This is a genomic window from Mesorhizobium sp. B283B1A (genome assembly GCF_020165735.1).
Classification (GTDB): Bacteria; Pseudomonadota; Alphaproteobacteria; order Rhizobiales; family Rhizobiaceae; genus Mesorhizobium; species Mesorhizobium opportunistum.
In genome coordinates, this window is the sequence record NZ_JAIUIQ010000003.1 from 183647 (window position 1) to 203121 (window position 19475).

General features: G+C 62.9%; 18 protein-coding genes. 3 read left to right on the top strand and 15 right to left on the bottom strand.

From position 1 onward, the window contains the following. Positions 1-76: 76 nt before the first annotated feature. The 3 genes from LB577_RS03470 to LB577_RS03480 form a co-directional block, all read right to left on the bottom strand. Entirely contained in the window at positions 77-1084 is a 1008-nt protein-coding gene (locus LB577_RS03470; protein WP_013897272.1) for a magnesium and cobalt transport protein CorA, read from the bottom strand. Positions 1085-1182: 98 nt separating this feature from the next. Beyond that, entirely contained in the window at positions 1183-1908 is a 726-nt protein-coding gene (phoU, locus tag LB577_RS03475; RefSeq protein WP_023777201.1) for a phosphate signaling complex protein PhoU, read from the bottom strand. 109 nt (positions 1909-2017) lie between these two features. Beyond that, positions 2018-3253, bottom strand: a complete 1236-nt coding sequence (locus LB577_RS03480) for an ATP-binding protein (RefSeq protein ID WP_224685569.1) — start codon at positions 3251-3253, stop codon at positions 2018-2020. 149 nt (positions 3254-3402) lie between these two features. On the opposite strand from LB577_RS03480, the gene ppk2 reads away from it, so the two are divergent. After that, complete coding sequence (gene ppk2 / locus LB577_RS03485; RefSeq protein ID WP_224685570.1) at positions 3403-4311, top strand: polyphosphate kinase 2; 909 nt, start codon at positions 3403-3405, stop codon at positions 4309-4311. 50 nt (positions 4312-4361) lie between these two features. On the opposite strand, the gene LB577_RS03490 is transcribed toward ppk2, so the two are convergent. From LB577_RS03490 to LB577_RS03500, 3 genes are all read right to left on the bottom strand, one after another. Further along, positions 4362-5120: an enoyl-CoA hydratase-related protein gene (locus LB577_RS03490; RefSeq protein WP_224685571.1), complete on the bottom strand. Its 759-nt coding sequence runs from the start codon at positions 5118-5120 to the stop codon at positions 4362-4364. Next, positions 5117-5755 carry an acyl-homoserine-lactone synthase gene (locus tag LB577_RS03495; RefSeq protein ID WP_023768365.1) on the bottom strand — a complete coding sequence of 213 codons (639 nt, stop codon included), beginning with the start codon at positions 5753-5755 and terminating at the stop codon, positions 5117-5119. Before LB577_RS03495 ends, LB577_RS03490 begins: the two co-directional genes overlap by 4 nt. Positions 5756-5871: 116 nt before the next feature. Beyond that, a complete protein-coding gene (locus LB577_RS03500) occupies positions 5872-6603 on the bottom strand; it encodes a helix-turn-helix transcriptional regulator (RefSeq protein WP_318013402.1) in 732 nt (243 codons plus the stop codon). A 296-nt stretch (positions 6604-6899) separates the two neighbouring features. Here LB577_RS03500 and LB577_RS03505 point away from each other — a divergent pair, with 296 nt between their 5' ends. Further along, positions 6900-7712: a transporter substrate-binding domain-containing protein gene (locus tag LB577_RS03505; protein ID WP_263495832.1), complete on the top strand. Its 813-nt coding sequence runs from the start codon at positions 6900-6902 to the stop codon at positions 7710-7712. Positions 7713-7752: 40 nt separating this feature from the next. Here the strand turns inward: LB577_RS03505 and LB577_RS03510 are convergent, their stop codons facing one another. Next, on the bottom strand, positions 7753-8166 hold the full coding sequence (locus tag LB577_RS03510; RefSeq protein WP_140569974.1) for a tellurite resistance TerB family protein: 414 nt from the start codon (positions 8164-8166) through the stop codon (positions 7753-7755). 168 nt (positions 8167-8334) lie between these two features. On the opposite strand from LB577_RS03510, the gene LB577_RS03515 reads away from it, so the two are divergent. Beyond that, the gene (locus LB577_RS03515) at positions 8335-9981 is read left to right on the top strand and encodes a lysine--tRNA ligase (protein ID WP_023768369.1); all 1647 of its coding nucleotides are present in this window, start codon (positions 8335-8337) and stop codon (positions 9979-9981) included. Here the strand turns inward: LB577_RS03515 and LB577_RS03520 are convergent. The 8 genes from LB577_RS03520 to LB577_RS03555 all read right to left on the bottom strand — a co-directional run bounded on the left by LB577_RS03520 (position 9947) and on the right by LB577_RS03555 (position 19261). Then, the gene (locus LB577_RS03520) at positions 9947-10804 is read right to left on the bottom strand and encodes a thermonuclease family protein (protein ID WP_224685574.1); all 858 of its coding nucleotides are present in this window, start codon (positions 10802-10804) and stop codon (positions 9947-9949) included. The genes LB577_RS03515 and LB577_RS03520 overlap by 35 nt on opposite strands. 9 nt (positions 10805-10813) lie before the next feature. After that, positions 10814-11464, bottom strand: coding sequence for a helix-turn-helix transcriptional regulator (locus LB577_RS03525; protein WP_023777207.1), 651 nt, complete (start codon positions 11462-11464; stop codon positions 10814-10816). 123 nt (positions 11465-11587) lie between these two features. Then, positions 11588-12133, bottom strand: coding sequence for a thioesterase family protein (locus LB577_RS03530; protein ID WP_224685575.1), 546 nt, complete (start codon positions 12131-12133; stop codon positions 11588-11590). A gap of 9 nt (positions 12134-12142) precedes the next feature. Further along, positions 12143-14362 (bottom strand): 3-hydroxyacyl-CoA dehydrogenase NAD-binding domain-containing protein, encoded by a 2220-nt coding sequence (locus LB577_RS03535; RefSeq protein WP_224685576.1) that lies wholly within the window; start codon positions 14360-14362, stop codon positions 12143-12145. A gap of 14 nt (positions 14363-14376) precedes the next feature. Next, a complete protein-coding gene (locus tag LB577_RS03540; RefSeq protein WP_023777210.1) occupies positions 14377-15585 on the bottom strand; it encodes an acetyl-CoA C-acetyltransferase in 1209 nt (402 codons plus the stop codon). Positions 15586-15618: 33 nt separating this feature from the next. Beyond that, positions 15619-16791 (bottom strand): acyl-CoA dehydrogenase family protein, encoded by a 1173-nt coding sequence (locus LB577_RS03545; RefSeq protein ID WP_224685577.1) that lies wholly within the window; start codon positions 16789-16791, stop codon positions 15619-15621. A 51-nt stretch (positions 16792-16842) separates the two neighbouring features. Continuing rightward, positions 16843-18654: an acyl-CoA dehydrogenase gene (locus LB577_RS03550; RefSeq protein WP_224685578.1), complete on the bottom strand. Its 1812-nt coding sequence runs from the start codon at positions 18652-18654 to the stop codon at positions 16843-16845. Between the two features lie 430 nt (positions 18655-19084). Beyond that, positions 19085-19261 carry a hypothetical protein gene (locus LB577_RS03555; RefSeq protein ID WP_224685579.1) on the bottom strand — a complete coding sequence of 59 codons (177 nt, stop codon included), beginning with the start codon at positions 19259-19261 and terminating at the stop codon, positions 19085-19087. Between the last annotated feature and the right edge of the window lie 214 nt (positions 19262-19475).

Below are 19475 nucleotides of genomic sequence, written 5' to 3' on the forward strand. Positions count from 1 at the left end.
GGGAGTAAGGCAGTAGGGCAGTATGTTTTGAACCGCGCTTGTGAGCGCCCTGCCCTACTGCCCTACTGCCCTACTTTCACAGCCACCCGTTCTTGCGAAACCGCCAGTACAGGACCGCGCAGATCAGCGCGATGGTGGCCAGCACCATCGGGTAGCCATATTCCATCCTCAGTTCCGGCATGTCGGTGAAATTCATGCCGTAGATGCCGGCGAAGGCGGTCGGCACGGCCAATATGGCCGCCCATGAGGCGAGTTTCTTCGAGATCGCCGTTTCCTGGCTCTGACCGACCAGCAGGCTCGCCTCGAAGGCGAAGGCCAGCACCTCGCGCAGGCTGTCGATCTTTTCCTGGACGGTCCGGATGTGGTCGGTCACGTCGCGGAACAGCGGGTGCATGGCGGAATGGATCTGCGGCAGGTCGGCGCTGGTCAGCCGGCGGCAGACTTCCACCAGCGGCAGCGCTGCATTGCGCAGGCGCAAGAGGTCGCGGCGCAGCATATAGAGCCGCTCGATGTCGGGGCCGGTCATCGGCTTCAAAAGGACCTTGTCCTCGATCGCCTCGACCTCGTCCTCGATCTGCTCGAGCACCGGCATGTAATTGTCGACGATGAAGTCGAGAATGGCATAGAGGACGAAATCCTCGCCCTTGGCCAGCGAATGCGGGCAGCTTTCCCAGTGCTGGCGCACGGCGGCATAGGATGTCGAAGGACCGTGCCTGACGCTGACGATGTAGCCGCTGCCGACGAACAGATGCGTCTCGCCGAAGGTGACACGTCCTTCGATCAGCTGCGCGGTGCGGGCGACGATGAACAGCGCATCGCCATATTGTTCGATCTTGGGCCGCTGATGCGGATGTTCAGCATCCTCGATCGCCAGTTCGTGCAGATGAAATTGCGCCTGGACACGCGACAGAAGCTCCCGGTCGGGTTCAAGCAGCCCGATCCAGACGACGTGTCCCGACTTCTTGGCCCACTCGCCGGCTTCCTCGATCGGGATGTCGGCAATGCGACGCCCGGCGGTATAGACGCCGGAGGCGATGATGCCTGACTGCGGCGGCGCGGGCTTGAACTCCCGGACATATTCCATCGCTGCCTCCCGAAAGCATTGCCTTCACTGGGGAACCAACCCGTCTGGCGTCGGGATAGTTTAGCGCAATATGATCAAGCGTTCGAGAAAAAGTGCACTCACTTCGCCGACGGTGGCGGTGAAAGGCCGATCTTGTCCGTCTTGTCGCCCTTCGGCCGGTCCGCAGGCATCTGGTCACCGGTGACAATGTAGTAGATGGTCTCGGCGATGTTGGTGGCATGGTCGCCGATGCGCTCGATGTTCTTGGCGCAGAACAGGAGATGCGTGCAGGGCGTGATGTTGCGCGGATCTTCCATCATGTAGGTCAGCAATTCGCGAAACAGCGACGTGTACATGGCATCGATCTGGTCGTCGCGGTCGCGCACGAAGCCGATCTTCTCGACCGAGCGCGACGCGTAGACGTCGAGAACTTCCTTGAGCTGGGTCAGCGCCAAATTGGCCAGGGCCTCCAGACCACGGAACAGGCTGGTCGGCTGGCGCCCGTCGGTGACGGCGACCACGCGCTTGGCGACGTTCTTGCCGAGGTCGCCGACCCGTTCGAGGTCGGCGGAAATGCGGATGGCGCCGACAATCTCGCGCAGGTCCGTCGCCATCGGCTGGCGCCTGGCGATGATGATGATCGCCTTGTCGTCGATCTCGCGCTGGCCCTCGTCCAGCACCGCGTCGTCACGGATGACCTTCTGGGCCAGTCCCGGATCGGCGTTGACCAGGGCGGCGACTGCCTGCTCGACCATGCGTTCGGCATGGCCGCCCATCGCCGCGATGCGCTTCGACAGATATTTCAGTTCTTCGTCGTAGGCGCTCACTATGTGCACGGACTGCATGGACGAATGCCTTCCCACGGATGTCTTGAGTCGTTTCCTTCGAATCCCCGCTGATACGCTAACCGGATGACAGAAAAAAGAAACGGCCTCTGGGAAAACTAGGGCAGTATCAGTGCGCCGGCAAATGAACAGAGAAGGCGGCGCCCTTGCCGACCTGCGACCTGATCGTCAGCCTGGCGTTGTGACGCGTCAGGATATGCTTGACGATCGACAGGCCGAGGCCGGTGCCTTTCTGAGTCCGGCTGGTCTCGACATCGATACGGTAGAAGCGTTCGGTGATGCGCGGAATGTGCTCCTCGGGAATGCCGGGACCGAAATCCCTGATCGTCACGTCGACACCGGGTTCGGAACCGTCGTCACCGGGCGCGATCGACACGATGACGCGGCCGCCCGACTGGCCGTATTTGCAGGCGTTCTCCAGAAGGTTCTCGAAAACCTGAAACAGCTCGTCGCGGTCGCCCGGCACATCGAGCGGCCCGTCGGCGAAATCGCGCTCGATGACGACGTTGTTTTCGCGGGCCAGAGGGGCCAGGGAATCGATGACGCTGTCGACGGTCTGGCGCAGATCGACCTCGGTTCCCGGCTTCAGATAAGGCTTCATCTCCAGCCGCGACAGCGACAGGAGATCATTGATCAGGCGCGCCATGCGGCCGGTCTGGTTTTGCATGATCTGCAGGAATTGCTCGCGCGCCGCCGGATCGTTGCGGGCCGGTCCGCGCAGCGTTTCGATGAAGCCGGAGATAGAGGCCAGCGGAGTGCGCAATTCGTGGCTGGCATTGGCGATGAAGTCGGCGCGCATGCGGTCGATGCGCCGCGCTTCGCTCTGGTCCTTGAACACCAGCACGTAAAGATCGGTGCCGTGTCCGACCGATGACGCACTGACCCGGTAGGCGCGCTCAACCGGCAGCTTCTCGGTATAGTCGACGACATCCGACGCGACGTTGCCGGACAGCACACCGTCCAGCAGGGCCTGCATTTCCGGCGCCCGGAATTTCAGCGACAGCGATATGCCCGGCGCAATCCCGCCAAAGGCGGCGAAGGCAGCGGCGTTGGCGTGGACGATGGTGGCTGCATGGTCGAAGATGATGAGCGGGTCGGCGACGGCGGCCGCCAGATACTCGCCGGAGAGCCGCTGCAGGCCGATCGCTTCGATCGACGCCGCACCCTCAACCGATTGGAGGGCACCGGCTGTCGGCAACATCGCGGCCGCGAGCAGCAGGAGCAGCGCCGGCACCAGCACGTAAGCGGAAATACCCGCGAAGGCGAAGGCGATCAGAACCGCCGCGACACCGGCCGCAAGCAGCCAGCGGCTGTTCCACAGCCTGACGGCCAAGGTCCGTGCCATGCCTTTCTGCTCTGCGTCCAGGTCTGTCCTCCGCCCGCGTGCCCGCGCCTATGCCGTCCCCACCGGTCGTGCGGCGACGGAAACTTCCGCTGGACCGCTCCGGAGGCTCCCAATAGCATGAGTCCGGATGCTTAAAAGGGTTCGTCTCGATGAAAAAAGCCAAGGAAGACTCCGCCGCGCCGACTTCGGGTCCGCTGAAAATCAGGATCGGCGGCAAGGAGCGGGAGTTCGATATCGAGAATCCCGAGCTTCCAGATTGGGTCGAGGACAACAAGCTGACCGCGGGCGGCTATCCCTACGACAAGAAAATGAAAAGCGACGAGTATGACGAGACGCTCGAGAAATTGCAGATCGAGCTGGTCAAGGCGCAGGCGTGGTTGCAGGCGACGGGCAAGCGGGTGATGGCGCTGTTCGAGGGACGCGACGCCGCCGGCAAGGGCGGCACGATCTTCGTGGTGCGCCAGTACCTCAACCCACGCACGGCGCGCAACGTGGCGCTGACCAAGCCCACGCCCACCGAACTCGGACAATGGTACTACCAGCGTTATGTCGACCATTTCCCGACGGCGGGCGAATTCGTCACCTTCGACCGTTCCTGGTACAACCGCGCTGGCGTCGAGCCGGTGATGGGGTTTTGCACGCCGCAACAGCACGAGAAGTTTCTCGACGACACGCCGCATTTCGAGCGGATGATCGTCAATGACGACATCCACTTCTTCAAATTCTGGCTGAATATCGGCCGGGAAACGCAGCTCGAGCGCTTTCACGATCGCCGGTACAGCCCGCTGAAGAGCTGGAAGTTCTCGCCGATCGACATTGCCGGCATTACCAAATGGGACGATTACACGAAGGCGCGCGACACCATGTTCGAGCGCACCCACAAGGAATTCGCACCGTGGATCATCGTGCGGGCCAACGACAAGCGCCGTGCGCGGCTGGCGGTGATGCGGCGCATCCTGTTGTCGCTGCCCTATAAGGGGCGCGATCTCGATGTCGTCGGCAAGGAAGACAAGAAGATCATCGGCGAAGGGCCGTCATTCCTCGGCAAGGAAGGCTGATGCCTGCCGTGCCGCGTGGCGCCCACGCGGCACGGCATTCTTCGCGATCCTTAGGCCGCCAGCCTGGCGATGCGCTGCAATCGCCGCAGCGTGGCATCGTCCTGCAACGCCTGCTGAAACAGCGATATCTCCTGGTCGATGCGGTCGCACAGCGCACCGGTGTTGCCCTTGAGCAGGCCACGCGTCTGCAGCAAGGCGGCGACCGGCTTCTTGGCGAGCTGCCTTGCCCGGCCGAGTGTCGCGTCCTCGACGCCTTCGTGGACAATCTCGGCGACGAGGCCGAGCGCCCTGGCGTCCTCGGCACGGAGCGTGTCGCCGAGGCAGAAGAAGCGGAAGGCGCCGGCATAGCCGAGCTTCTGCGGCGCCAGGATGCTGGTCGCTGCGTCCGGCACAAGGCCGAAATCGACGAACGGCACCCGGAACGTGCTCTTGCCGGAAGCAATCACCATGTCGCAATGGAACAGGATGGTGCAGCCGACGCCGACGGCATCGCCGTCGACGCAGGCCAGGATCGGTTTGGGAAACGTTGCCAGCGTGCGGAACATGTCAGTGACGGCGGCGATCAGTTTCTGATGCTTGCTGGCATCGAGGAACTCGGAAAAATCGCCGCCGAGGCAGAAGCAGCCGGCCAGGCCACGCAGCACGACGACACGCACTTCTTCATTGTCGGCGGCTTCGTGGAACGTCCTGGCAAGGCTTTCATAGGCTCGTCTGTCGAGCACCGGCCGGCCATCATTCGACGACACGGTGACGACCAGCGTATGGTTGCGCAGTTCAGGTTGCGGGTGCATGGCGATTTCCGATCTCATGACGCCCGCCTTTGACCGAACATGTCGGGATATCCCCGGGCCAGGACCGGGGCATGGTGATTGCGGCGCGAACGCACCACGTCCAGCGTGTGCTCGTTGAAGGAGAGCAGCGTCGCCACGACCTGCTGGTTGCCGTAGGTGCGCTGATAACCCAGCGGCGTCGCCAGGAAATGCAGCTGCAACGCGCGCAGCACCCACATGGGCTCGAACTCGATGATCACCTTGTCGACGCCGCGCTTCAGCCCCCACTCGACGAAGCCGGCTATCAGTTCGGTGCCGACGGTCGAGACGCCACGACGGCCATCGCGAAATCCGGGAGCCACCGCATAGCGGGTCAATTCCCAGATGTTCGGACCCGATGGCGGCGTGCCTTCGGAAAGGTCGGTCAAAACCTCGGTCAACAGATGCGGCCGCGTGGTCGGCAGCATCCTCTGATAGCCCGCGACTTCGTTGCCTCGGATGACGATCTGATGCACCGCCTCGTCATGATCGAACTGGTCGACCTCGAATCCGTCCGGGCGGCGCAGATCCTCCCACCCCATCTCCTCGACGAAAATCTGATAGCGTAGCCGATGGACCGCCTCCCAAAGGTCGGGGCGTTGCATCAATTCCTGGGTTGTAAGACAAAAAAGCATACTGCCGTCTCCTGTGTTCAAAGGATGATACGGCCGTGCTTTGATGAGAAAATTGCGTGATCACGTAGGCGGGAGTTCGATCACGTAGGCGGGAGTTCTAGGTCGGCACGGCCGACCTAACTAATGTAGCCGCGTCTTATCGCTTCGGCGACAGCCTGAACTCTGTTGACGGCACCGAGTTTGCTTTTGGCGTTAAGAAGATGTTTCTCCGACGTGTGTTCGGAGATGCCGAGGATTTGCGAGATCTCCCATTCGGACTTGCCGACGGCGGCCCATTGCAGGCATTCGCGTTCGCGTGGCGTCAACTCGACGTGGTCGATGGTGTTGCCGGCCATGGTGTGGAGCTGCATGGCGCGGCCAACGGCATAGGTCGAGACCAGCGACACCAGGCCGAACTCGGCCGCCGACAGCTCCACGGCCTCGCCGCCCAGCGACACCATGACGATCTGGCCGTCGAGCGTGATCAGCGGGAAGGCCAACCCGTCGCGCAGCTTGAACGCGCCGGCATCGCCCATCACTTCGCCGCTGCTCTTGTCGATGCGAATGTCCTGGGCGGCTTCGCGCCACTGGAAAGGTGCCTGCAACTGCTTCATGTGGCTGACCACGGGATCGTGATCGACATAGTTGCGCGCCACGTAGCGCTCCAGCCATTCGACAGGCCAGTCGCAAAGCAGCACGTGCTGCTTTTGCTGCCCGGCAGGCGTGCCTGGCTGCGGAACGGTTCCGGCCATCAGCGCGGTCAAACCGAAATCCGATGTTATGCCCAACAGTTTCTCACAGACCGCCGCCGCCGTTCCTGCGTGCTGCAGTTGGTCTATGTATTCCAGCGTAAGATCAAATTGACCCATCGCAACATCAACCCCATGTTGCCTCATGCATTGAGACCGATGGTCCATGCATTGTCTGCACTTTGCCACCGACCGCCGATTGCAACGCGCCCGTTTCCGGTTGTGGTTCTCGACCCTGGTTCCCCAACCAGGGCAGCCACCGCTGTTTGCAAACACGCTAAAGCATATCCTGAAATCGGCGCGTTGAAATCAAAAACCATTGTGCCTATACCATTTTCGTACCAAAACCGCTGCGAACACGAGTGCGGCGGAGTTCTATCGTGGCGTTCCAACGGAGATTCCTGTTCCTGGCCTCGATGCTGGTCGCGGTGCTGCCATTGGCTGCCGCGCGCGCGGCGGAACCGCAGGTGCCGGTGCTGTGGGACGCAAAGGAGCGGCTGCCCAAGCCGGACCTTTCCGCGCTGCCGCGGCTGCGATTCCTGACGACCACGGATTTTCCACCCTTCAACTTTCTCGACAGCTCGGGAAAATTGTCCGGTTTCCACATCGACCTGGCGCGCGCCATCTGCGCGGAACTCGGCATCGTCGATAAATGCCAGATCCAGGCCTTGCCGTGGACCGAGCTCGAAGGGGCGCTCGAGAAGGGGGAAGGCGAAGCCATCATCGCCGGCATCGCCGCGACGCCGCAGTCGCGCCAGACATACGCCTTCTCGCGCTCCTACCTGCAGTTTCCGGCACGTTTCATCATGCCGAAGGGCAAGGCATTGGTGGAACCGATCTTCGACAAACTGCGCGGCAAGCGCGTCGGCGTGATATCAGGCTCGGCACATGAGCGCATGCTGCGCGACTATTTCAGCACGGTCCAGGTCGTCACCTTCGAGGGACCCGAAGCCCTCTACAGCGATCTCAAGGCAGGCAAGATCGACGCGGCCTTCGGCGACGGCATGCGCTTCGCCTTCTGGCTGGGCGGCTCGGACGCGGCAGGCTGCTGCCGTTTTGCCGGCGGCCCCTATCTGGCTCCCGAATATCTGGGCACCGGCATGGCCATCGCCACGCGGGCGGACGATCCGGCGCTGGCGGCGGCGCTGGATTACGCGCTGCAGGAAATTTCAGTGAAAGGCACCTTTGCCGAATTCTACCTGCGCTATTTCCCGGTCAGCTTTTTCTGATCCGGTTCCGGTCAGCTTTTCTGATCCGAACGGAATGCCGTCAGGTCAGCGTGCGCAGCCGTGCCTTGGCCGCGCGGCCGATGGCGGCGACGGTCAGCGTGTCGAGATCGAGCTCACGCCGGATCAGCTGCAGCACCCGCACTTCTTCCAAGCGCATTTCGAGATCGACGGCGGCCACTTCGAAGGCGGCGGCGTAGGCGGTGTCGCGCAGGCGCTCCGGCAAAGCCTCGCCAACCTGGGCCAGCACACCCTCGAGACCATCCTTTTCATGCAGCAGTTTCTGGCAAGCCTGGGCGACGGGAACCAGCCGGTCCTGATTGAAATCCTCGAACACCGGCCATGAGCGGACTACGTCGCCGATCCTGGCCAGTTCGACATCGGTCATGTCACGGTCGGAGGCCGAGGTGATGACCATCAGGTAGATCAGGGCTTCATGCGGGGACGGCGATGGCATTGTTTGCTCCTTGAACGGTCTTCGAAGGTAGGAACGTGCCCCAAGGGCCGCAAGGAAAAAGCGCCGCGCGCGTTGACGCTCCGGCCACGCGCGCCTAGAGACCGGTTGAAAATCGACACTTGCGGCCATATCGCGAATTTGGCCGACGCATAATTGGAAAACAGGACCATGGCGGGATCAAACATCATCGATCTCAATCCCGAACTGCTGGCGGCGGCGGCCGAGAGCAAGGCATGGCCGTTCGAGGAAGCCAAAAAGATCATCGAACGCTACAAGGGCGCCGACTTTCCCGAAACCATCCTGTTCGAGACCGGCTACGGACCGTCCGGCCTGCCGCATATCGGCACGTTCGGCGAAGTGGCGCGCACCTCGATGGTGCGGCATGCGTTTCGTGTGCTGACGCAGGACAAGGTCGCGACCAAGCTGCTCTGCTTTTCCGACGACATGGACGGCATGCGCAAGATACCCGACAGCGTACCGGATCGGGCGGCGCTCGAACCGCATCTGCATAAGCCGCTGTCTTCGGTTCCCAATCCGTTCGGCGGCGACTATGCGAGCTTTGCCGACCACAACAATGCGATGCTGTGCCGCTTCCTGGACACGTTCGGCTTCGACTACGAATTCGCCAGCGCGACGCAGTACTACAAGTCGGGCCGTTTCGACGCGATGCTCAAGCGCGCCGCCGAACGCTACGACCAGATCATGGCGGTGATGCTGCCGACGCTCGGGCCGGAGCGGCAGGCGACCTATAGCCCGTTCCTGCCGATTTCCCCGAAGAGCGGGCGGGTGCTTTACGTGCCCATGAAGCATGTCGACGCCAAGGCCGGCACCATCACCTTCGATGACGAGGGCACGGAGACGACGCTTTCGATCACCGGCGGCCGGGTGAAGCTGCAGTGGAAGCCGGACTTCGGCATGCGCTGGGCAGCGCTTGGCGTCGATTTCGAAATGTTCGGCAAGGACCACCAGACCAATGCGGTGGTCTACGACCGCATCTGCAACATTCTGGGTGGGCGTGCGCCGGAGCATTTCGTCTACGAGCTGTTCCTGGACGAAAACGGCCAGAAGATCTCGAAGTCGAAGGGCAACGGGCTGACCATCGACCAATGGCTGACCTATGCGCCGACCGAGAGCCTGGGGCTCTACATGTACCAGCGGCCGCGGCAGGCGAAAAAACTCTATTTCGACGTCATCCCGAGGGCGGTGGACGAGTATTACACCTTCCTTGGCGCCTACCCGCGCCAGGACTGGAAGGAACGGCTGGGCAACCCGGTCTGGCACATGCATGACGGCAACCCGCCGGCCATCGACATGCCGGTGCCGTTCTCGCTGCTGCTCAATCTGGTCAGCGCTTCCAATGCGCAGAACAAGGACGTGCTGTGGGGCTTCATTTCCCGCCACACCACGGGCGTAACGCCAAAGACGCATCCGGAGCTCGACCAGCTGGTCGGCCATGCGATCCGCTATTTCGACGATTTCGTGAAGCCGACGAAGACCTTCCGCCCGGCCGACGAGATCGAGCGCGAAGCGCTGCTGGCCCTCGACAAGGCGCTTGGCGACTTGCCGGCGGACGCCGGTGGCGAAGCGATCCAGAACGCCTCGCTCAACGTGGCGCGCAAGATCGAGCGCTATCAGGATCATTCCAAGCAGAGCCCGGAAGGCGGCCCGGGCGTTTCGGGTGCGTTCTTCCAGATGATCTACCAGGTGCTCATCGGCCAGGAGCGCGGCCCGCGCTTCGGATCGTTCGCAGCGCTCTACGGCGTCGCCGAGACCCGCGCGCTCATTCAGAAGGCGTTGGCGGGACAGCTGGCTTGAGGGCGCCGTCGACCTCTTCCAGGATCGAGCCCGGCGCCTGAGGCGCCGGGGCGGGCGCGGCCGGCGCCGCCGAGACGCCGGCAAGGTTCGGCGCCGATCCGAAAATACCTTTCTTTTCGGTGCGGGCCTTTTCGCCGGCATCGACATAGGGTCCGCCCTTGGCGGCGCGCGCCCAGCCGTTCTCGACCAGCCATTGACCGATATCCTGCTTGCCGATCCGGCATTCCGCCGCGACTAGGTCGCGGCCGCCCTCGGGCGGCACGGTGCAGACCACGGCGCGGCCGCGCAGGAAGGCGCGGAACGCCGTGCGGGCGCGGATGCCGCATGGCCAGGATTTGCCATCCGCAGTGCAGGTCTCGTCCTGCCCGACGACGTCGATGCCGGAGACCGCGACCGAATAGCCCTTCGCCTCGATCAGGCCGGCGGCCGATGCGACCGGCTGAAACAGCTTCGTGCCGTTCCAGTCGTCGGGCATCTTCGGCTTGGGCGGCATGGCGAGTGCGAGTTTGCTCAACGGTTTGCGCGGCTCGACCCGTTCGAGTTCACCGGTTGGCAGTTCCGGCGGGGCGACGAGGGCTGGATCGATCGCCCTCGAATGCGGCGACGGCGGCTTTGGCGGTTGCGAGGGCGTGGGAAGAGCTGAGGTGGCCGGCTCCTCGGACCCCGCATCGGTGCCGGCTTCAGCGATCGTATCGGCGCCAGGATCGATCTGATCGACCGTAACGGCGCTTTCGCTTCCCTTCAGCGTGCGCCCGCCGGCGATGACCAGCGCCGCCATCACCGGGACCATCAGAACCGCAAGGACAAGATGAGGAAACCGCATCGGCCGGACCTACTGGCTTGCCCAGACAATCCGCGCCACCCACTCGACCTCGCGCATGGAGATGTCGCGGTCGGGATGATCGGGATTGAGCGAAACCAGTGAAATCGACTTGACGGTCTGGCGTTCGAGCACCTTGGCCATCACCTCGCCGGCAGTGGTCTTGACGACGACGCGATCGCCCTTGCGGGTGACCGCGCCCGGCTCGACGATAAGGACGTCGCCATTGCGGTAGAGCGGCAACATGGAATCGCCCTGCACCTGCAGTGCGTAGGAGCTCTCGGTCGATTGCGCCGGCAGTTCGACCAGATCCCAGCCCTGTCCCGCCGGAAAGCCGGCATCGTCGAAGAAGCCGCCGGCGCCGGCCTGGGCAAAACCGAGCAAAGGCACCGACCGTCTGCGGCCATCCCGGGCGTCATGGACAAGTCCGGCCCTGCCTTCGATCAGCCCGGTGAATTCGTCGAGCGAAGCCCCCGTCGCCTCGATGATCTTGGCCAGTGATTCGGTCGAGGGCCAGCGGGGCCGGCCATCCGACGACAGGCGTTTCGACTTGTTGAAGGCGGTTGAATCGAGCCCTGCGCGCCTTGCCAGACCCGAGGCCGAAAGCGAATAGCGCTCGGCAAGAGCATCGATGGCAGCCCAGACACGGTCGTGCGAGAGCATGTCGTGCTCTCCTTCGAAACAGGAAAAAATGCCTTTTCCTTCTAGTCTTCGAATGCCGGTTTGTCCACCGGCGTGCAGCCGTGACGCGCGTTCCCGTCGGCCGGGCAAACTCCGATTGCGGGATTAATCCGCCGCCTTGGCAAGACTGCGCAAACCCTGGTGCGATGTCATGAAAATCCGCTCTTCCTGCGTTGGCGGTCGCGGATTTACAGCACGGCCAAGTGCGGTCACAACCTCGTCTATGTCGAGGAAGCGTCGAACTTTGCGGTCGTAGACGCCGGCCGTCGTCAGGATCAAGGCGGCCGTCTCGCCATTGTCGAGGACGAAGCGGTGCTTGCCGATGACCTGGGTGCCTTCCCAGGTCTCGATCGAGGACACCACCTCGAAACGGCGCCACAGCCTGATCTCGCGGGCATAGACCACCTGCAGCCCGCCCATCATCGGCGCCCAGCCATTCTTCCGCGCCAGCCTGATGAGGCCGGCACGGACGAACAGGTCGATGCGGCCGAGATCGGCCAGCATCATGTAGCGCGCATTGTTGAGATGGACGTTGAAATCGATGTCGGTCGGCAGGCAACGAAAGGCCAGCCGGCTTTCACCGCCCATCACGTAGGGGCCACGGCTTCGCGTCGTGGCCAGCATGCGCGCCATACGCGCCCAGACGTACATAACCTTACATCAGGCGGCCTGCTTCACGTCGCCCTTGGCGTAGGGATCGAAGCGTTCGTAGAAGGTTTCGCCCTTCTCGGCCATGTCGAGCAGCAGCTTCGGCGCCTTGAACTCGGCCCCGTATTTCTTCTGCAGGCCCTTGGCGATCTTGACGAATTCCTTGGCGCCGATGCCGTCGATATAGGACAGCGCGCCGCCGGTGTAGGGCGCGAAGCCGAAGGCCAGGATCGAGCCGACATCGGCCTCGCGCGGATCGGTGACGATCCCCTCCTCCATCACCCGCGCCGCTTCCAGCGCGATGGTGACGAGCAGACGCTGCTGCAGTTCCTCATAGTCGACCTTCTCGGGTGCCAACTGCGGATAGAGATCCTTGAGGCCGGGCCACAGCTTCTTCTTGGCGGGCTTGGCCGGATAGTCATAAAAGCCCTTGCCGTTCTTGCGGCCGAAGCGGCCATGGTCGTTGACCATGGTGTTGATCAGCGCCATCTGCTTGGGGTCGACGGCCTTGTCGCCGATATCCCTGATGGTCTGCTTCATGATCTTCTGGGCAAGGTCGATGGCCGTCTCGTCGGTCAGCGCCAGCGGACCAACCGGCATGCCGGCGGCCTTGGCCGCATTCTCGATCATCGGCGCGGGCACGCCTTCGATCAGCATCTTGTAGGCTTCCGACATGTAGCGCAGCACGCAGCGGTTGACGTAGAAGCCGCGCGTGTCGTTGACGACGATCGGCGTCTTCTTGATGGCGCGCACGAAGTCGATCGCGGTCGCCAGCGCCTTGTCGCCGGTCTTCTTGCCCAAAATGATCTCGACCAGCATCATCTTGTCGACCGGCGAGAAAAAATGGATGCCGATGAAGTTCTTCGGCCGCGCCGAATTCTTGGCCAGACCGGTGATCGGGATGGTCGAGGTGTTGGACGCGAAGATCGCCGACGATTTCAGCACCGCCTCCGCCTGTTCGGTGGCGGCTTTCTTGACGGCGGAATCCTCGAACACCGCCTCGACCACCAGATCGCAGCCGGCAAGGTCGGCATAGTCGGCCGTCGGCGTGATCAGCGACAAAAGCTTGTCACGCTCCTCGGGCTTGGCGCGGCCCTTCTTGACCTGATCGGAGACCAGGCTGTCGGAATGCGCCTTGCCCTTCTGCGCCGACTCGATATCGCGGTCGAGCAGTACCACCGGGATGCCGGCCTTGGCCGTGACATAGGCGATGCCGGCGCCCATGAAGCCGGCGCCGAGAATGCCGATCTTCTTGAATTTGGTTTCCGGCACGCCGGCCGGGCGGCGTGCGCCCTTGTTCAGTTCCTGCAGCGACACGAACAGCGAGCGGATCATCGCCGCCGCTTCCTTGGTCTGCATGATCTCGGTGAAATAGCGCTGTTCGATCCTGAGCGCGGTGTCGAACGGCACCAGCAGGCCTTCATAGACGCATTTCAGGATCGCGGCGGCTGCCGGATAATTGCCATAGGTCTCGCGGCGCAGGATGGCGATGGCCGGCGGCCACAGGTTGAAGCCGGCGGGTGTATAGATCTGGCCGCCAGGCAGCTTGAAGCCCTTCTCGTCCCACGGCGCCACCGGCTTGAGCCCGTTCCTGATCATCGCCTTGGCGGTCTCGACCAGCCTGGCCGGCTCGGCGATCTCGTGGATAAGCCCCATGGACTTGGCCCTCTGCGGCGACAGCGTCTGGCCGGAGGTCAGCATCTGCAGCGCCTGCTGCTGATCGGTCAGCCGCGGCACGCGCTGGGTGCCGCCGGCGCCCGGGAAGATGCCGATCTTGACCTCGGGAAGCGCCATCCTGACCTTATCAGAGTCGGCGGCGACACGGCCGTGGCAGGCCAGCGACAGCTCGAAAGCGCCGCCCATGCAGGTGCCGTTGATCGCCGAAACCCACGGCTTGCCGCAGGTTTCCAGCTTGCGGAACAGGCCGGTCATGTAACCGGCATTCTCGAACAGCGCCTTGGTCGCCTTTTCGGCATCCTTGCCCTTGTCCGTGGCAAAAGTCGCCAGCATCTTCTGCAGCAGGGTGATGTCGGCGCCGCCGGAGAACGTGTCCTTGCCGGAGGTGATCACCGCGCCCTTGATGGCCGCGTCGCCGGCCACATGATCGACAATGGCGTTCAACTCGCGCATCACCTCTTCGGTGAAGACGTTCATCGAGCGGTCCGGGCTGTTCCAGGTGACCAGCGCGATGCCGTCGGCGTCGATGTCGAGGGTGAAATTGGTGTAGCTCATTTTCTCTCTCCCCGTCAGACGCGTTCGATGATGGTTGCGGTGCCCATGCCGGCGCCGATGCACAGCGTCACCAGCGCGGTGTTGAGGTCGCGGCGCTCGAGTTCGTCGAGCACGGTGCCGAGGATCATCGCGCCGGTAGCCCCGAGCGGATGGCCCATGGCGATGGCGCCGCCATTGACGTTGATCTTGTCGTGCGGGATGTCGAAAGCCTGCATGTAACGCAGCACCACTGAGGCAAAAGCCTCGTTGAGTTCGAACAGGTCGATGTCGGACAGCTTCATCTTGGCGCGCTTCAACAGCTTCTCGGTGACGTCGACCGGACCGGTCAGCATCAGTACCGGCTCCGAGCCGATGTTGGCGAAGGTGCGGATGCGCGCGCGCGGCTTCAGGCCCATGGTTTTCCCGGCCCTCTTCGAACCGAGCAGCACGGCCGCCGCGCCATCGACGATGCCGGACGAATTGCCGGCATGGTGGACGTGGTTGACCTCTTCCACCTCGGGATGCTTCTGCACCGCGACCGCATCGAAGCCGCCCATTTCGCCGGGCATGACGAAGGACGGATTGAGCGAGGCCAGTGACTGCATGTCGGTCGACGGACGCATATGCTCGTCATGGTCGAGGATGGTCAGGCCGTTCTGGTCCTTGATCGGGATGACGGAGTTCTTGAAGCGGCCATCGGCCCAGGATTTGGCGGCGCGCTTCTGGCTCTCGACCGCATAGGCGTCGACGTCGTCGCGGGAGAAGCCGTATTTGGTGGCGATCAGGTCGGCCGAGATGCCTTGCGGCACGAACCAGCCGGGCAGGCCGACCGAAGGGTCCATGAACCAGGCGCCGCCCGAGGCGCCCATGCCAACGCGCGACATGGATTCGACACCGCCGGCGACGACGATCTCGTCGGCGCCCTGGGCGATCTTGGCGGCGCCGAAATTGATGGCGTCGAGACCGGAGGCGCAGAAGCGCGAGATCTGCATGCCCGGTGCCTTGTTGTCGTAGCCGGCCTCGAAGGCGGCGGCGCGCGGAATGACCGAGCCGGCCTCGCCGACCGGGTCGACGCAGCCGAAGATGATGTCGTCGACATTGCCGGTATCCAGCCCATTGCGGTCGCGCAAAGCCTCGAGCGTCTTGGCGGCGAGCCGTACCGCCGGCACCTCGTGCAGCGACCCATCCTTCTTGCCCTTGCCGCGCGGCGTGCGCACGGCGTCATAGACATAAGCGTCAGCCATTTTTCTGCTCCTTGGGTTTGCCGGTCGTCGCTCTCAGAGCGAGCGGCCGATCAGCAATTTCATGATCTCGTTGGTGCCGCCGTAGATGCGCTGGACACGGGCGTCGCGGAACATGCGGGCGATCGGATATTCATTCATGTAGCCATAGCCGCCATGCAATTGAAGGCATTCGTCGACGACTTTTCCCTGCAGATCGCTGAGCCAGTATTTGGCCATCGACGCCGTCACCGGATCGAGGCCGCCATTGATGTGGCGGGCGACGCAATCATTGTAGAAGACGCGGCCGATGGTGGCCTCGGTCTTGAGTTCGGCCAGCTTGAACTGGGTGTTCTGGAAGTCGATGATCGCCTTGCCGAACGCCTTGCGCTCCTTGACGTAGTCGATGGTCAGCGCCAGCGCCCGCTCGATCATGGCGATGGCGCCGGTGCCGATCTGCAGCCGCTCCTGCGGCAGCTGCTGCATCAGCTGGATGAAGCCCTGCCCTTCCTCATGGCCAAGCAGGTTGGAGGTCGGCACGCGCACGTCGTTGAAGAACAGCTCCGACGTGTCGTTGGCCTTCAGCCCGATCTTGTCGAGGTTTCGGCCGCGCTCGAAACCTTCCACTTCATCTGTCTCGACGACGATCAGCGAGGTGCCCTTGGCGCCCTTTTCCGGATCGGTCTTGGTGACGACGATGATGAAGTTGGCGAGCTGGCCGTTGGTGATGAAGGTCTTGGAACCGTTGACCTTGTATTGGTTGCCGTCCTTCTGCGCCCGCGTCTTGACACCTTGCAGGTCCGAGCCGGCGCCCGGTTCGGTCATGGCGATGGCGCCGATCAGTTCGCCGGTCGCCAGCTTCGGCAGCCACTTCTTCTTCTGCTCTTCCGAGCCGTAGTGAAGGATGTAAGGGGCGACGATCGAATTGTGCAGGCCGATGCCGAAGCCGTCGACACCGACATGGCCGATGGCCTCGATGATGGCGCTCTCATGCGCGAAGGTCCCGCCCGAGCCGCCATACTCTTCCGGCATCGAGGCACAGAGCAGGCCGGCGGCTCCCGCCTTCAGCCAGCTTTCGCGGTCGACCATCTCGTTCTTCTCGAACTCGTCGTAACGCGGCGCGATCTCCTCCGACATGAAGCGGACCGCCATGTCGTAGAGCATGCCGACCTCGTCCGCCGCCCAGGCGGGTTTCGGCAAAGAAAGCACTTCAGCTGGATTTGTCGCCACGATTTCCTCCGCGTTCCGACAATTGTGGGCCGGCGGTGCCGGCCGACAAACCTAGAACGCTTCCGCAGGCAGCGCCATTAGCGTGTCCGCACCACTCGAGATACGGGCAAGGTGCGCCGACGTCTCCGGCATGATCCGCTCCATGAAGAAGCGCGCAGTCACCATCTTGTTGTCATAGAACGCCATGTTGTTTTCATAGGAAGACTGGGAACCGTTGGCGCCGGTCTTACCCAGCGCCGCCTTGGCCATCTGCGCCCACATGTAGCCGAGCGCCACAAGGCCGAAGAGATGCATGTAGTCGGTCGAGGCGGCTCCGGCATTGTCAGGCTTGGCCATGCCGTTCTGCAGCAGCCACATGGTCGCCGCCTGCAAATCGTTGAGACCCTTCTTCAACGCCTTGGTGAAGGGCGCCATCTTTTCGTCGGCGCGGTTTTCCTCGCAGAATTCGCCGACATCCCTAAAGAAAGCCTGGACGGCGCGGCCGCCGTTCAGGCCGAGCTTTCGGCCGACGAGGTCGAGCGCCTGGATGCCGTTGGCACCTTCATAGATCATGGCGATACGGGCATCGCGCACGAACTGGCTCATGCCGTGCTCTTCGATGTAGCCGTGGCCGCCGAACACCTGCTGCGCCATGACGGCGTGGTCGAAACCCTTGTCGGTGAGCACGCCCTTGACCACCGGGGTCATCAGGCCGGTGTAGTCGTCAGCCGCCTGGCGGTCCTTTTCGTCGCCGGAACGGTGCGCGATGTCGGACTTGATCGCCGTCCACAAGGCCAGCGCGCGGCCGGCTTCGTTGAAGGCCCTCATGGTCATCAGCGAGCGGCGGATGTCGGGATGGACGATGATCGGGTCGGCCTTCTTGTCGGGCGCCTTCGGCCCCGACAGCGAGCGGCCCTGCAAACGGTCCTTGGCGTAGGCGACGGCGTTCTGGTAGGCGATCTCGGAGAGCGACAGCCCCTGCAGGCCGACACCGAGCCGTGCCTCGTTCATCATCGTGAACATGGCCTTCAAGCCGCCATTCTCCTCGCCGAGCAACGTACCCTCGGCCTCGTCGTAATTCATGACGCAGGTCGAATTGCCGTGGATGCCCATCTTCTCCTCGATCGAACCGCAGGAGAGGGTGTTGCGCTCCCCCGAATTGCCTGATGCATCGAGCTTGAGCTTCGGCACGATGAACAGCGAGATGCCCTTGACGCCTTCCGGCGCGCCCTCGATGCGGGCCAGCACCAGATGGACGATGTTGTCCGACATGTCGTGCTCGCCGGCCGAGATGAATATCTTCTGGCCCGAGATCTTGTAGGTGCCATCGCCGTTCGGCACCGCCTTGGTGCGCAGCAGGCCGAGATCGGTGCCGCAATGGGGCTCGGTCAGGTTCATGGTGCCGGTCCAGGCGCCCTCGACCATCCTGGGCAGCCATTTGGTCTTCTGCTCGTCGGTGCCGTGGGTGATGATCGCCGCGATCGCGCCCTGCGTCAGGCCCGGATACATCATCAGCGACATGTTGGCCGACACCATGTATTCGGCAACCGCCGTGTGCACGGCATAGGGCAGGCCCTGGCCGCCGAACTCGACCGGCGCGGCAAGCCCCATCCAGCCGCCTTCGCGGTACTGGTCGAAAGCTTCCTTGAAGCCCTTGGGCGTCGTCACCGAGCCATCGTGGTGACGGACGCAGCCTTCCATGTCGCCGACACGGTTGAGCGGGTGCATGACGTTTTCGGCAAGCTTGGCGCCCTCCGCGAGGATCGCCTCCAGCACGTCGGGCGTGGCGTCCGCAAATCCGGGAAGGTTCGAATAGCGCTGGTAGCCCAGCACCTCGTTCAACACGAACAGCGTATCCTGGACCGGTGCCCTGTAGATCGGCATGCTTTTCCTCCACCATGCGGATTTGGCCCCAAACCAAGCCGTGCGCGGCAGGCGAGCCAATGTCGAAGTCGCAATAGCAATTATTGACGTTTGCGTAAACGTCAATTGTTTGCGCCGCAAAAATTTTTGCCAGGCTTTGTCCGAAATTTTGCAAGCGGCCGCTTGCCCGGCTGTTCGCGACAGGGCAATTTCATCGCATGAACCCCGCCGCATTCATAATCAGCGTTCAGAGCCATTACCTGGATCAGTTTCGGGCGTTCGTAGCAAAGCAGCGGCAGAGCTGCGTTCAGGGGTCCCCCGAAGTAAAGTTCCAGATCGGTGAGGATAGCGGGATATTTCGGGGGCTTTGTTGCGTCGACTTTGTCAAGAATGACGGCAAAGTCGATCCCATCGAGCTTCAGCCGGATTTCCTCACATTCGAGCCGGATTATCAGGTCGGATTGAGCGCGCCGAATTCCTGATAGAGCAGTTGCAATGGAACGATGTCGTGATCCATCACACGCTCGCGGCTGCTCCGCTCGACCAGATAGGCATCTGGTTCCAGCACTGGTTCGATCCCGATGACGAGCGTCACCAAGAGGGCGCCGAATTGGGAAATATCATCCACTCGGCTTCCATTCGGCCCAAAGTGCTGAACGTGGACTTCGGAACGGCTTCCCCGGACGCATTCTGGAGCCTGCTTGCGCTTCTTGAAGCTGCAGGCGCGACCGGCCTTCGGATCACCAATTCACAGGCGCAGGCATCATCCTAGCGCGGCGGTCCGCTGCGCCCATCCTAAAAAAGCCGCGCGGCAACGGCCACGCGGCTTTTTCGGTTGAAAG

Bases quoted from the DNA above. Each gene is read 5' to 3' on its own strand.
- LB577_RS03510 (WP_140569974.1), bottom strand. From the start codon at position 8,166: ATGCCATCGCCGTCCCCGCATGAAGCCCTGATCTACCTGATGGTCATC.
- LB577_RS03540 (WP_023777210.1), bottom strand. From the start codon at position 15,585: ATGGCTGACGCTTATGTCTATGACGCCGTGCGCACGCCGCGCGGCAAG.
- LB577_RS03505 (WP_263495832.1), top strand. From the start codon at position 6,900: ATGCTGGTCGCGGTGCTGCCATTGGCTGCCGCGCGCGCGGCGGAACCG.
- LB577_RS03550 (WP_224685578.1), bottom strand. From the start codon at position 18,654: ATGCCGATCTACAGGGCACCGGTCCAGGATACGCTGTTCGTGTTGAAC.
- LB577_RS03515 (WP_023768369.1), top strand. From the start codon at position 8,335: ATGGCGGGATCAAACATCATCGATCTCAATCCCGAACTGCTGGCGGCG.
- LB577_RS03525 (WP_023777207.1), bottom strand. From the start codon at position 11,464: ATGCTCTCGCACGACCGTGTCTGGGCTGCCATCGATGCTCTTGCCGAG.
- LB577_RS03490 (WP_224685571.1), bottom strand. From the start codon at position 5,120: ATGAGATCGGAAATCGCCATGCACCCGCAACCTGAACTGCGCAACCAT.
- LB577_RS03470 (WP_013897272.1), bottom strand. From the start codon at position 1,084: ATGGAATATGTCCGGGAGTTCAAGCCCGCGCCGCCGCAGTCAGGCATC.
- phoU (WP_023777201.1), bottom strand. From the start codon at position 1,908: ATGCAGTCCGTGCACATAGTGAGCGCCTACGACGAAGAACTGAAATAT.
- LB577_RS03495 (WP_023768365.1), bottom strand. From the start codon at position 5,755: ATGCTTTTTTGTCTTACAACCCAGGAATTGATGCAACGCCCCGACCTT.
- LB577_RS03480 (WP_224685569.1), bottom strand. From the start codon at position 3,253: ATGGCACGGACCTTGGCCGTCAGGCTGTGGAACAGCCGCTGGCTGCTT.
- ppk2 (WP_224685570.1), top strand. From the start codon at position 3,403: ATGAAAAAAGCCAAGGAAGACTCCGCCGCGCCGACTTCGGGTCCGCTG.
- LB577_RS03520 (WP_224685574.1), bottom strand. From the start codon at position 10,804: ATGCGGTTTCCTCATCTTGTCCTTGCGGTTCTGATGGTCCCGGTGATG.
- LB577_RS03535 (WP_224685576.1), bottom strand. From the start codon at position 14,362: ATGAGCTACACCAATTTCACCCTCGACATCGACGCCGACGGCATCGCG.
- LB577_RS03500 (WP_318013402.1), bottom strand. From the start codon at position 6,603: ATGGGTCAATTTGATCTTACGCTGGAATACATAGACCAACTGCAGCAC.
- LB577_RS03530 (WP_224685575.1), bottom strand. From the start codon at position 12,133: ATGTACGTCTGGGCGCGTATGGCGCGCATGCTGGCCACGACGCGAAGC.